This window comes from Pseudoalteromonas sp. SG45-5, assembly GCF_014164085.1.
Taxonomy (GTDB): Bacteria; Pseudomonadota; Gammaproteobacteria; order Enterobacterales; family Alteromonadaceae; genus Pseudoalteromonas; species Pseudoalteromonas aliena.
In genome coordinates, this window is sequence record NZ_JACJEM010000008.1 from 88,038 (window position 1) to 100,956 (window position 12,919).

Here is a 12,919-nt window from a genome sequence, read left to right on the forward strand (position 1 = left end):
TCACATACACCCTTTAATTAACCGTGTGGCAAGGCATTGGGATGTCGAGCGGCTGGCAAAATTTAATACAAATATGAGCAAGCGCTTGGTAAGGTGCAATTAAATTACCTTGCTTATAACTGGCATCAAACAAAGCAACATCACTGTTTATGTGTTCAAGTGTATGCATGTTTAAACGATTTATTGCGTTTTGAACTGGGCCTTGCTGATTTTTCCAAATTGCATTTTGTTTAAATAAATTAGCAATAGGCTCGCCATTTAATAAACCAAGTTGCACATTTATAAGTGTAGTAAGTTCTTTGGTTATAGCCCACAAAATGCTCACCACTTCGGTGTTATCACTGGCCAGTTTGTTTAATACTTTAATAGCTTGTTTAGCGTGGCCATTTAATAGGGCGTCGCTTAAATCAAAAATATCGAACTTGGCCTGATTTAATAGCCCTTGCATGACTAACTGCTGATTAATAAGCGCATTGCCGTGTAATAACGAAAGTTTTTCGAGTTCTTGAAAACACGCTAATAAATTACCTTCGGTGGCATTTATTAAGCTAAGTTTGGCATCGTTTTGCATGTTAAGCGATAAGCGTTGGCACTGCTCGTCAAGCCATCGTTTTACATGTGAGCCAGTTAGTGGGTAGCAAGGGACAAATACACCAAGCTTATCGAGAGCTTTAAACCACGCACCGCGTTGTACTTCTTGACTAGCCTTAGCGCCTTTAATAATAAGAATGGTATCAGGGTTGACCAGTTCAATAACTTTTTTAAATGTGTTACTGCCAACAATACCAGGTTTTTGTTGGTTTAAATCAAGCTCAATAATAGTACGTGCGCTAAACAGTGACATGCTTTGGTACTGAGCTATAATCTCTTGCCAATCAAATCCTTGCATTAAAGTAAATTTAATTACTTCATCAAAGCCTTGCGCTTTAGCCGTGTCGCGAATTTGCTGTACACACTGCGCTTCTTGAAAAGGCTCCTCCCCAAATACTAAATAAAAGGGCTTTAGCCCTTTATTTAGTTCGCTCGGTAGTTGATTTGCGTAGCAGCGCATTAGAGTTGCGACAGCTCTCTAACAATACGACGACTAGCTTGCTCACGAATTTCGCTAATGAGTAGCTCAAGCTCTTTTGCTTTAGCTAACGCATGATCTGGATCGTCTTGATAATTACGATAAAGCTCGAAGCGCTTTTCTATTGCGTTTTCGCCTGGGCGCTTAACAATATACGATACGCCATAAGCAAGTTCGTATTCAGCAACTTGACCATTTTTAAATAACGAAAGTGTTTGACGTTCAACTGTTTCTTGACGTAAATACAATTGAGCTTTGCCTTTAGCTGACGGTATTAGCTCTACATTACTGGCTTTTAGCTCGTTTTTAAGGCTTTCGAACAAGGCCGATTTTTCATCATCGCCTACTAGTGTTAGCTGTTTTAAGTTATCAGGCAGGCTCGAGGCTTTCTTAAAATGAAAGCCACAGCTCGATAACAAAAAACAGACTAGCACTAAGGCTAGTCCATTTTTAATGGCGTTAAATGTCGCCATGTTAGTTAGCTACCACGTTAAGTAGTTTACCCGGCACATAAATGATTTTACGAATAGTTGCGCCATCAGTAAATTTAGTGACGTTAGATTCAGCAAACGCAAGGGCTTCTACTTGCTCTTGTGTAGCATCTGCTGCAACTGTTAACTTAGCGCGAAGCTTACCGTTTACTTGGACAATAATTAACTTTTCGTCTTCAACAAGTGCCGACTCATCAACTTTTGGCCATGCTGCATCTAAAATTTCGCCTTCTTTGCCAAGCTCTTTCCAAAGCTCATGCGATAAATGCGGCGTTATAGGTGCAAGCATAATAACAAGCGCTTCAAGCGCTTCGTTTGCAATCGCCACATCTTGTGCATCTGTAAGCGGTGCTTTCAATAATTTATTAGAAAGCTCCATAATAGCTGCAATAGCGGTGTTAAAGGTTTGACGGCGTTCAACATCGTCAGTCACTTTAGCAATCGCTTTATGTAAATCGCGACGAAGTACTTTTTGCGGATTAGTGAGCGCTGATTTATCAAGTGCTTGGTAACCCACAGTTTTAACGTCTACCGCGTATTTCCATACACGTTTTAAGAAACGATGCGCGCCTTCAACACCCGAGTCTGACCATTCAAGCGTTTGCTCTGGTGGTGCTGTAAACATCATGAATAAACGCACTGTATCTGCACCGTACTGGGCAATTACATGTTGTGGGTCTATACCGTTATTTTTAGATTTAGACATTTTGCTCATGCCAGATGAGAATACCGGTTCGCCATCTTCTTTATGCCATGCTTTAGTTACGCGGCCTTTGTCGTCGGTTTCGGTATTTACATCACTTGGCGAAATCCAAATATCACCGCCTTTTTCATCTTTACGATAAAATGTTTCAGCAAGTACCATACCTTGACAAAGTAAGCGGTCAAACGGCTCGTCTGAGTTTACTAAACCAAAGTCACGTAATAATTTATGAAAAAAGCGCGAGTACAATAAATGTAAAATAGCGTGCTCAATACCACCAATGTATTGGTTTACTGGCAACCAGTAGTTAGCAGCAGCAGGGTCAAGCATGCCTTCGTTGTAGCGTGGGCTACAGTAGCGTGCGTAGTACCAAGACGATTCCATAAAGGTGTCAAACGTATCAGTTTCGTGAAACGCAGGTGCGCCATTGACTGTTGTTTTAGCCCACTCTGGGTCTGCTTTAAGTGGTGATGTTACACCGTTCATTACCACGTCTTCTGGTAAGCGAACGGGGAGCATATCTTCTGTTGCAGCAAGCTCTTTGCCTTCTTCGTCGCTAAGCATTGGGATTGGTGAGCCCCAGTAACGCTGGCGGCTAACACCCCAGTCACGCAGGCGGAAGTTTACTTTACGCTCACCCACACCGAGTGCTTCTAATTTATCGGCAATCGCTTTAAAACCAGCGTCAAAATCAAGGCCGTTAAATTCACCTGAATTTACAAGTACACCTTTATCGGTAAATGCTGATTCTTTAAGGTTTACTTCAAGGTCTGAACCTTCAACCGGTGCAATGACTTGTTTTATATCAAGACCGTAAGCGGTTGCAAATTCAAAATCGCGTTGATCGTGTGCAGGTACTGCCATTACAGCGCCTGAGCCATAATGCATTAATACAAAGTTAGCGACCCAAATTGGTACTTGCTCGCCCGTTAATGGGTGAGTGGCGTAAAAGCCTGTTGCTATGCCTTTTTTCTCCATTGTTGCCATATCTGCTTCGGCAACTTTGGTGTTTTTGCATTCTTCAACAAACATTGCAATAGCATCGCTATTTTTAGCGGCTTCTTGTGCAATCGGGTGGCCACCGGCAACAGCAACATAGGTAACACCCATAAAGGTATCTGGACGAGTTGTGTATACGCTAAATGTTTCGTCGTTATCGGTGCGCTTAAATTCAATATCACACCCTTCAGAGCGGCCAATCCAGTTGCGCTGCATTGTTTTAACTTGCTCTGGCCAATCTTCAAGCTTATCTAAATCGTCAAGTAGCTCTTGTGCGTAGTCGGTAATTTTAATAAACCACTGTGGAATTTCTTTTTGCTCAACCACAGCGCCTGAACGCCAACCGCGACCGTCAATAACTTGCTCGTTTGCCAATACTGTCTGATCCACTGGATCCCAGTTAACTGTCGACATTTTTTTGTACACTAGGCCTTTTTCGTAAAGCTTAGTGAAAAACCACTGCTCCCATTTGTAGTATTCTGGGTGGCAGGTTGCAATTTCACGATCCCAGTCATAACCAAAACCTAATTGCTTAAGTTGGTTACGCATGTAGTCAATGTTCTCGTAAGTCCACTTTGCTGGTGCTGTTTTGTTTTTAATAGCAGCGTTTTCTGCAGGTAAACCAAACGCATCCCAACCCATAGGTTGCATTACGTTTTTGCCTTGCAGGCGCTGGAAACGAGAAACAACATCACCAATGGTGTAGTTACGCACATGACCCATATGCAGTCGACCACTCGGATAAGGGAACATAGAAAGGCAGTAATACTTTTCTTTGCTCTCATCTTCAGTGACTTTAAATACCTGGTTTTCTTCCCAGTAGCTTTGTACTTTTGACTCTATATCTTGCGGGTTATATTGCTCTTGCATCTATGGTTCCAGACTTCTTGCAAACTAATAAAAAATTGCCGTTAGGATACCCCAAATAAAACACTATTCACAGCGTCAAAAACATGCTTTTATTAAATTGTAACTTTCAGTGCAGGTTAACCTGCCTTTTTATACTGTAGTTAGCTAAAAACATAAGTTACAGACTGATTTAACAGCAATTTTGAAGGAGTAAAAAATGACTGATTACAAAACATGGCTTGGCAGTTTTACCCATTGGCTAAAAGAGGTGAAAGAGCATGGTGTAAAAGACGTGATTTCTGGGTTTGTTGGATCTGAGCAGGCACTAAAAGATTTAAGCCAAGAAAGATATGAGCTTTATAAAAGCTATTTAAAGAACGACATTGAACATCTTGTAGAGCACGAGGCTCATTATAATTCACTTGCATGGCAAGAACTTAAAGAGTCTATTTGGCTTGAACTATCGCACATAGAAGATAAAACACAGCTTGAATGGCAATCGTTAAGTCAAGATTTTAAGCATAATGGTGTGTATCACGTAGGCGAATGGATAGCCATAGGCACATTAGTATGTAAGAATTGTAACCATAGCCACGACATTTATCACGCGACGCAAATAACGCCTTGCATAGAATGTGATTCAATAGAGTTTAGCCGCAAGGCTTTGCAACCCTAAATAGTAGTATTGAGTGGCGCTAAGCCACTTAATGCATTTAAAGCCAGTGAATATGCTGGTAAACAAAGAAGTTAGAATGACGAAAAAATTGCTGCCATTACCTGTATCTGCACTCGCACCGAGTATTTCGACTCATCATGTAAACACATGTATGAGTAATCCATATCCAGAGCCACTTACTTTTATAGGCCAACAACGTGCCCAAAGTGCGCTAGATTTTTCCTTGGGGATGGACCTACCTGGTTATAACGTTTATGTAATGGGCGAGGCGGCTCATGGGCGTTATACACTCGTAAAAGATAAACTCAAACAACATGCAAAAGATAGAGCGACACCTAACGAATGGTTATACGTAAATAATTACGCCGATCACCGAGAGCCCATTGCATTGTTTATGCAAGCAGGGCAAAGCAAACTACTCAGTGACGACATCGACTCATTTTTAGATGAAGTGCTCGATACGTTTCCCGCTGCATTCGATAACCCAGCGTATCAACGCAAGAAAAAATCAATCGATCGCGAATTTAATGACGCTTACGACAGCGCCATCACGGCTGTAGAAATAGCGGCACTTGAGCAAAGCGTTGCACTAGTCGAAGAAAAAAGCTCAGTAGGGTTTGCACCACTTGTTGACGGTAAACAATTAAGCGACAGTGAATTTGGCGAACTTGAAGAAACATTACGCGAAGAGTTTTTTGAAAAAATAGAAAAGCTAGAAGACGCACTAATAGAAGCGTTAATAGAATTGCCGCGTTGGAAGCGTGAATCAAAAGAAAAACTTCGTAATCTTAAAAAGTCGACTGCAGAGCAAGCCACTAAACCACTTCTAAAAGATTTAGAACATAAGTACGCCACACACATTGGCGTACTGCGTTATTTAAAAGATATACGCGTTGAAATTATCGATGCTGTACTTGAATGGCTAGATGACGAAGATGAAAGTGAAGAAAGCAAAGAAGACTTTGACCGCAAAGGCATGCTGACCGACTTTTTTGCACCCAATATTTTAGTTGAGTTTAAAGAAGACGATGCAGCGCCAGTGGTGTATGAGCCAAACCCAACCTTTGGTAACATATTTGGTAAAATTGAATACGCGACATCACAAGGCACGTTAATTACGAGTTACCGGTCAATTCAGCCAGGTGCATTGCATCGTGCTAATGGCGGTTACTTAATAATGGATGCTGAAAAAATAATGGCAAACCCGCAAGTGTGGGATGGTTTGAAATTGTGTTTAAAAACGCATCAGATAAAAAATGATTTACCGTATCAAGATAGTACAGTCGGGACGAGTTTTACACTTCGCCCGCAGCTCATTCCGCTTGATGTGAAAATTATTTTATTAGGCTCTCGCGAGTTGTACTACACCATAGGTGAATACGACGAAGAATTTGCTGAACTATTTAGAGTATTAGCCGACTTTGACTACTACCTGCCAAGCAGCGATAAATTACAGTACCAGTTTATTACCAAAGTTACAGAGTATTGTGAGCAAACTTTAAAATGCACCACTACGCAAGCGGCGATGGTGAGGTTACTTAAATTTAGCTATCGACAAGCAGAGCATCACAATAAATTATCTGCTCGTTTTGCTGATGTTTTAGAGCTTGTTGCAGAGGCGAGTTACTACGCCAAGCAAGATAATCAAACATTAGTTGATGCGCACCATATTGATGAAGCTATTGAAGGCAAGCAATACCGTACCGGTCAAATTAGCGAAAATATGCTAAGTGATATAAAAGAAGGTCACACGCTTATTGCAACCGACGGCCAAGCTATTGGTAAAGTAAATGGCTTAACGGTACTGCACATTGGTGACACTTCATTTGGTACACCGGCGCGTATTACGGCAACCGTTTATGCCGGCGCTGATGGGGTCATTGATGTAGAACGTGAAGCCGAGCTTGGCAAAGCAATTCACTCAAAAGGGGTGATGTTGCTTACTGGTTATTTAGGCAATAAATACGCCCAGCACTTTAGCTTAACGCTTAGTGCAAACATTGCTATTGAGCAAAGCTATGGTTACATAGATGGCGATAGTGCATCTTTAGCTGAGCTTTGTGCACTTATATCATCCATCACTAGTTTGCCTATTAGCCAGTCTATCGCGCTTACAGGTTCTATTAACCAACACGGTGATGTACAAGCCATTGGCGGCGTAAACGAAAAAATAGAAGGCTTTTTTAAACTGTGCAAAATGCGTGGCTTAACTGGTTCGCAAGGCGTTATCATTCCTAAATCAAACCAAGTTAACTTAGTGCTAGACGATGAAATACTCAACGCAGTAGAAAGTGGTAAATTTAATATTTACGCGGTAGAAACTGTTGATCAAGCGCTTAACTTACTGATGGATATAGAAGCAGGCGATATTATTGATGACCAGTATCCAGAAAACTCAGTAAACGGTATTGCGCTTGCTCGCCTAAAAGAGATTGCCGACATAGTAAACGGCGATGATGAAAAAGACGAAGAGCTAGATAATGAAAAGCTAGGCAACGAAAAAGGTTAATGATGATCAATATAATTTTGGCGGTGGTAATCGCTATTTTTTGTTTTTTAATATTTCAAAATAGTAAAAAAGCAAAACAACAAGCAGGCATAAATGCACAAATAGGCGCTGACTATTTAGCGGCTAACGCAAAAGTAGAAGGGGTAGTTGAAACCGCTTCTGGCTTGCAATACAAAGTAGTGCACAAAGGTGAAGGCGTAAATAAACCAACGTCAACAAGCATGGTTAACGTGCATTATCATGGCACATTAATCGATGGCACTGTGTTTGACAGTTCAGTAGAGCGTAAAACACCGATTAGTTTTGGGTTGCACCAAGTGATTAAAGGGTGGACAGAAGGCTTACAGCTAATGAGCCCAGGCGATAAATATACTTTTTATGTACCGCACCAATTAGCATACGGCGAAAAACGTGTGGGGAGTATTCCTCCTGCCTCAGTACTTATTTTTGAAGTAGAGTTACTGGCAATTGAGTCGTAACTTGATTTGAAGTAATTAATTGCTAAAGCCCTACTTTAATAAAGTGGGGCTTTTTGCTTTTAGTTCACGTTAAAATTTACTCAAGGATTTTAATACGAGGTCGATACCTATAATAGTGACAAAGCTATTTTAGGGATAAAATAATGAAAATTTCACCCGCACCCATTCAACATCAAGCATACAACTACAGCAACCAGCCTTTAATACAATTAGAACAGCAACGTGCTGAAGACACGTTTGAAGAAGTCCCTGAAGAAGAACCGGAGTATGTTTTATCAGAATTTTTAGACGCTAAGGTGCAAAAGTACAGTGAAGATAATGCAACATTTAGTGATCAGTATAAAAATCTAGAAAAAGCATATAAGTACTTCACGCAGCAGGTTGTTGCATTACAGGAGCAAATTAACAAGCTTAAACAGAGCCAGCTACAACGTAGCTTAACCATAGATAGTAGCGCATATGAACAAGATAAAGACGATGCCCGTTTGACTATAGATACCGAGCATATGGGTTCTAAAAAATATAAAAACGAGCAACAACAGCAGCAAATAAATATGTTAGAGCTGCAACTAGGTGAGTTAAAAACACAGCAAGCTGCACTAAAGCAACAAATGGTTGAGCTGATAATTAACGAAATGAGAAGGCGAGGCGATGACGATACTCTTTAGCGCTACTGCACGCTGGTGGGTTAGCTTTTAAACTGAATTTTACTCACTTCGAGCTTAAATTTACCTTCTTGCTTACCTGCAATCATAAAGCCGAGCTGTCTTATATCGTTAAAATCAATAGTAGGTTGTTGATCTAGCACTCTTCCGCGAAAGCTTAGCGTAAAATCGCTCGGGATAAAATTAATATTTAGCCACTCGTTTTTTACTGTTTTAAATGAGTGCGTGTACGCTGCACCATCAAGATAATCTGTGGTCCTGAGTCTGAGCTGATAAGTTTGCCCATCACCTTTAACACGCAGCATTATACCTTTAGTATTTTGACTTTGTGTATTTAGCTCCGTACGTATTGATGCAAAGCCCCCATTATTATCGAGCGATACATTGCCCGTAAACACTAAACTACCTTGCGTTTGAACCACTTGGCTATTAGATATCCCCCCCATTACAGAATCATTAACAACATACCAGCGTTGAACAGCATTAGCCTCAGTGCTTAATAGTAATGCGTTAAATATAAAAAGTGATGAAAGTTGTTTAGTGGTCATAGAGTTTTCCTAGTTGGTTTAAATAGTTAACCTGAACTCGGGTTAAGAGATTTACTAACATACTGAATCATAATTATATTTAAGTTTGTTTTTCTATCCAGAGGTTTTCAGTGAAAACAAGGCATGTTTACGCATCAGCGAGCCTATTGCACGTAAATTCAACGCAGTTAGCACTAAAATAGCTGCTTGAAGTAGGTTTATTATTCAGAGTTCAGGTTAGATATACGGTTTCGCACTTTATTTGTTCACTTATTTCAAAACTAATTTATGTGAGAGACTTTAATTAATTTTATCATTTTGATTTTATTAGCTTTACCTTGAGCTAAAAATAAAAAACGAGTAAATTGACATGGAGACCTATTTTAATAATAAAAGAATATAAATGAAAGCCAAAGAAATAGAGCAATTACAATTATCGAGCTCTGAAACTAGAGAGGTTATTACGCCATACGCCTTTAAGATTGATCAAACCTTGCTAGGTTTGCCTTTAGCAACACCTACACGACGCGCATTCGCGATAATAATTGATGTGGCACTGATATTTTTAGCCGCTAAACTCAGCGCGGCTTTAATCGCATTTGTCGCTGCAATGGCTTTTTATAAAGGCACTGCGCAGCAATACCTTCCAAAAATGTCATCGTTTTGGCGCAGAACCCTAAAAGTTTTCGCAGCAGGTTTTTTATTTGTAAGCTCGCTCACAGTGCTTTCGATAGCGATTGATTTTTTCGACGATGATAATGCTATTCAAGGGATAAAAATAGAACAAAAAGATCAGTTAAGTAGCGCTGATAAATCAATAATACGCACCTATTTAGCGCAAACAGCCGATGATAAAAACTGCGATGATGTTTGCCAAAGTGCTGATCGAGCTAATTTAGTTGGCCAATTACCAGAGCTTGCTGAAATTGATGACGCTGGAAGTATTCAAGTTACACGAGCATTATTGCACTTAATGGTTATAGCTGATGATGAGCCAATTGCAGCAGATGATTTTAAAAATAATGATTTAGAGCAAGAGAGCGTTTCGGACGAACTTATAGCTGAGAGAAACATAATTGAAAAAGTTGAAAAAGAAAAAACCTTAAACGAAAAAAACAAAAGCGAAGAAACAAAACCTGCAGCGAGTATTTTGCAGTGGGGCAAAGGCATTATTGAAGATTTAGGGCTGGGTTTTGGCTGGGCTGCAGTTTACTTTACGCTGTTTTCCTTACTTTGGCGCGGCCAAACACCGGGTAAAAAAGCATGCAATATCCGCGTTGTTGCCTTAAATGGTGAACCATTAGGGTTGCTTGATTGCTTTGGTCGTTACGGCGGCTACGGGGCAGGTTTTGCCACGGGCTTATTAGGGTTCCTGCAGATATATTGGGATCCAAACAGACAAGCCATTCAAGATAAAATATCAGCGACAGTGGTTATTAAAGGCGATTTAAATCAGGAAGTGAATACTCAAACGTTGTAGATGCAGTGAAAGAGTAACAAAAACTGACGAAATTATAAAAAAGTATAGCTAAAAATAAAAAAAGGTCTAAAATTAGAGCCTAATTTAGTTCTTTTTAGGTGTTTTATGAGACAAGTTTTAGCTGATTGTTCGGCAAGTATTTCAGAACTTAAAAAAAATCCAACCGCGCTTTTGAATGAAGCAGATGGTGCTGCAATAGCCATATTAAATCATAATAAGCCCGCAGCTTACTTAGTGCCTGCACAAATGTATGAGCTACTAATGGAACAACTGGATGATTATGAACTAACTAAAGTTGTTGAGAGCCGCAGAGGCGATTTATCTCAAGCGATTGAAGTTAGTATAGATGACTTATAAGTTAAAGTTTTTACCTGCGGCATTAAAGGAGTGGGGGAAGCTTGCACCTCCACTTAAAAGCCAGTTTAAAAAGAAACTTATTGAGCGTTTAGATAACCCGCATGTACGGGCCTCTAAATTACGCGGCTTTGATAATGTTTATAAAATAAAATTGCGTACGGCAGGATATCGCCTAGCTTACGAAGTTATTGATGACGAAGTTGTGGTTTATGTACTGGAAATTGGTAAACGCGATAAAGATGCAATATATAAAAAGTTAGCGTCACGAACTAAGGAATAGCTTAGTAATAAAAGCGGTGTTTTGCTTGTTCAAAGAAAGCCAGACGTTTCTTCTTCGTTTGTTATTAATACAAGGATATGTATGAAAGTCTTATCAATAATATTTTTATATTTATTTTTTACAGTAAATGTAAATGCCTCAGAGCCTATTATTTTAGCTAAAACTCACCAGTTTAAGTCTATTATTTTAGATGAGCAACGCAGCTTTAGTGTTTATTTACCGCCAAGCTATAATGAAAATTCTAATAAAGTATACCCAGTTATTTACTTGCTCGATGGTGACCAAACATATCTAAAAGCTGTCGCCGGGCTAGTAGAGGCACTTAGTACGGAACGGCTAGAGCAGCAAATACAACAAGCAATTATAGTCGCCATTCCTAATAGTAAAAATGCGATAAGAGAACGTGACTTTACCCCAACCAATGTTGATTGGACATTTAACGGTAAACTTCTAGAAAAGTTTGAAAATATTGGCAACGCTGCAAACTACAGCGCCTTTTTTGAAAAAGAACTCATTCCACTGATTAATAAAAATTACCGCACATCAACTAAACGCGTATTAATTGGCGAGTCTTTTGGTGGCTTGTTTGCCAGCTATGTATTGCTTTCCAACCATGCGCTATTTACAGATTACTTAATTATTGATGCAACCTACCTGTGGGATAATAACTTCCTAAACCGTTATTTTGATGAGAAGCAACTAATAAATAAGCTGCTTAAAGGCAATGTGTATTTTACCTTTGCAAATAACGGCGAAGCGTTTGGCGAAATTGGTAAAACAAATTACCGATGGGGTTTAGCATTTGTTGAAAAGTTAAAAGCACACTCAAGCGATAATCTAATTATAAATCAACGTTACTTTGAAGATGAAACTCATGGCACAGTCGCCGCACTTAGTTGGTATTATGGACTTAGGAATCTTCTGTACGAAGCAGCTAATTAGACTTGGTACGTAACTAAAAAGCAAAGGGAGTTCACAATGTTTAAGAAACTAGATAAATATATGGATGATTTGAAATCTCCGTATTGGGAATTTTACATTTATATAGTTGCTATTCTTTTTCTTATTGTAGGTACTATTACTATTTTCTTTGGTGAGCACGGATTAGGGCAAAAGTTCGCAAACTTCGGAAGTTTTTTGGGAGGTGTTATATTTAATAGCCCTTATTTACGCTAGACATGAATACTTACGGCAAAGAGGTTTAAATGAAAGAGTAGGTATGATTACAAACTCATTACCTAAAGTTAAGGGGTTTTTAGGAAGCAATTTCGTGATGATCTCATCAAATTATCATTCTATTACTTCTGGCTTTAAAGATAGCAAAACGGGTGTGCTTTCTAATCATTTAGAAGAGTTCGAATTAGAAGATATTGCTATTGAGAACCAGAGACTGATAGAAGAGTTAAGTAATATTTGGTCTGAATCTAAGTCTCAACACATGCTAGCAATGGAAGCTGGAGCCCACTTAAGTATTAATTACTTAAATAGTTATGACGAAGTAAAAAATTTAATAGAGGCATTGCAGGACGTATTATTCTTTATTTCAAAGAAGCTGAAATACTCTACTTATAGAAGGCGTGAACTAGAACTTTTAGAAAAAGGCTAGCTGGTAACATATACTATAAGAAATATATTCAAAATAGGTTTAGGGTCTGTTGATCTTTCAAGGTTAAATTTGCAGCAGTCTGTTTGGTATTTAGGCAAGGCAGCGCCTATGTAGTGTGGTTATTCCCCATAAATGGGCGATAACGTAGCATTAATGCCAAACAGGCGCTGCCCAAAGGGTTCTTCCTAGGGGCTATTTACTCTTTGTTGCTCGGTTTTTACTTAGCCCA

13 protein-coding genes are annotated in these 12,919 nt (G+C 39.4%); 9 read left to right on the plus strand and 4 right to left on the minus strand.

What is annotated here, in order from left to right; genetic code table 11:
• Positions 1-13 precede the first annotated feature (13 nt).
• From holA to leuS, 3 genes are read right to left on the minus strand one after another with little or no spacing between them, the layout of a single operon-like run.
• Positions 14-1,051: a DNA polymerase III subunit delta gene (gene holA / locus H5119_RS03970; protein WP_077538432.1), complete on the minus strand. Its 1,038-nt coding sequence runs from the start codon at positions 1,049-1,051 to the stop codon at positions 14-16.
• Positions 1,051-1,542, minus strand: a complete 492-nt coding sequence (gene lptE, locus H5119_RS03975; RefSeq protein WP_182701294.1) for an LPS assembly lipoprotein LptE — start codon at positions 1,540-1,542, stop codon at positions 1,051-1,053. The genes holA and lptE overlap by 1 nt, the downstream gene beginning before the upstream one ends.
• A 1-nt stretch (position 1,543) precedes the next feature.
• Entirely contained in the window at positions 1,544-4,132 is a 2,589-nt protein-coding gene (leuS, locus tag H5119_RS03980) for a leucine--tRNA ligase (RefSeq protein WP_182701295.1), read from the minus strand.
• A gap of 196 nt (positions 4,133-4,328) precedes the next feature.
• On the opposite strand from leuS, the gene H5119_RS03985 reads away from it, so the two are divergent.
• From H5119_RS03985 to H5119_RS04000, 4 genes are all read left to right on the plus strand, one after another.
• Positions 4,329-4,787 carry a zinc ribbon-containing protein gene (locus tag H5119_RS03985; RefSeq protein WP_138584836.1) on the plus strand — a complete coding sequence of 153 codons (459 nt, stop codon included), beginning with the start codon at positions 4,329-4,331 and terminating at the stop codon, positions 4,785-4,787.
• Positions 4,788-4,863: 76 nt separating this feature from the next.
• The gene (locus tag H5119_RS03990) at positions 4,864-7,296 is read left to right on the plus strand and encodes a Lon protease family protein (protein ID WP_237070457.1); all 2,433 of its coding nucleotides are present in this window, start codon (positions 4,864-4,866) and stop codon (positions 7,294-7,296) included.
• A gap of 2 nt (positions 7,297-7,298) precedes the next feature.
• Positions 7,299-7,775: an FKBP-type peptidyl-prolyl cis-trans isomerase gene (locus H5119_RS03995; RefSeq protein ID WP_182701304.1), complete on the plus strand. Its 477-nt coding sequence runs from the start codon at positions 7,299-7,301 to the stop codon at positions 7,773-7,775.
• Positions 7,776-7,918: 143 nt separating this feature from the next.
• Positions 7,919-8,443 carry a hypothetical protein gene (locus tag H5119_RS04000; RefSeq protein WP_182701296.1) on the plus strand — a complete coding sequence of 175 codons (525 nt, stop codon included), beginning with the start codon at positions 7,919-7,921 and terminating at the stop codon, positions 8,441-8,443.
• A gap of 20 nt (positions 8,444-8,463) precedes the next feature.
• On the opposite strand, the gene H5119_RS04005 is transcribed toward H5119_RS04000, so the two are convergent.
• Complete coding sequence (locus H5119_RS04005) at positions 8,464-8,988, minus strand: CIA30 family protein (protein WP_182701297.1); 525 nt, start codon at positions 8,986-8,988, stop codon at positions 8,464-8,466.
• 382 nt (positions 8,989-9,370) lie between these two features.
• Here H5119_RS04005 and H5119_RS04010 point away from each other — a divergent pair, with 382 nt between their 5' ends.
• From H5119_RS04010 to H5119_RS04030, 5 genes are all read left to right on the plus strand, one after another.
• Positions 9,371-10,447, plus strand: a complete 1,077-nt coding sequence (locus H5119_RS04010; RefSeq protein WP_182701298.1) for an RDD family protein — start codon at positions 9,371-9,373, stop codon at positions 10,445-10,447.
• Positions 10,448-10,552: 105 nt separating this feature from the next.
• Positions 10,553-10,804, plus strand: coding sequence for a type II toxin-antitoxin system Phd/YefM family antitoxin (locus H5119_RS04015; protein WP_182701299.1), 252 nt, complete (start codon positions 10,553-10,555; stop codon positions 10,802-10,804).
• On the plus strand, positions 10,794-11,084 hold the full coding sequence (locus tag H5119_RS04020; protein WP_182701300.1) for a type II toxin-antitoxin system RelE/ParE family toxin: 291 nt from the start codon (positions 10,794-10,796) through the stop codon (positions 11,082-11,084). The genes H5119_RS04015 and H5119_RS04020 overlap by 11 nt, the downstream gene beginning before the upstream one ends.
• 81 nt (positions 11,085-11,165) lie before the next feature.
• Entirely contained in the window at positions 11,166-12,026 is an 861-nt protein-coding gene (locus tag H5119_RS04025) for an alpha/beta hydrolase (RefSeq protein WP_182701301.1), read from the plus strand.
• A 277-nt stretch (positions 12,027-12,303) separates the two neighbouring features.
• Entirely contained in the window at positions 12,304-12,690 is a 387-nt protein-coding gene (locus tag H5119_RS04030) for a hypothetical protein (RefSeq protein WP_182701302.1), read from the plus strand.
• Positions 12,691-12,919 lie beyond the last annotated feature (229 nt).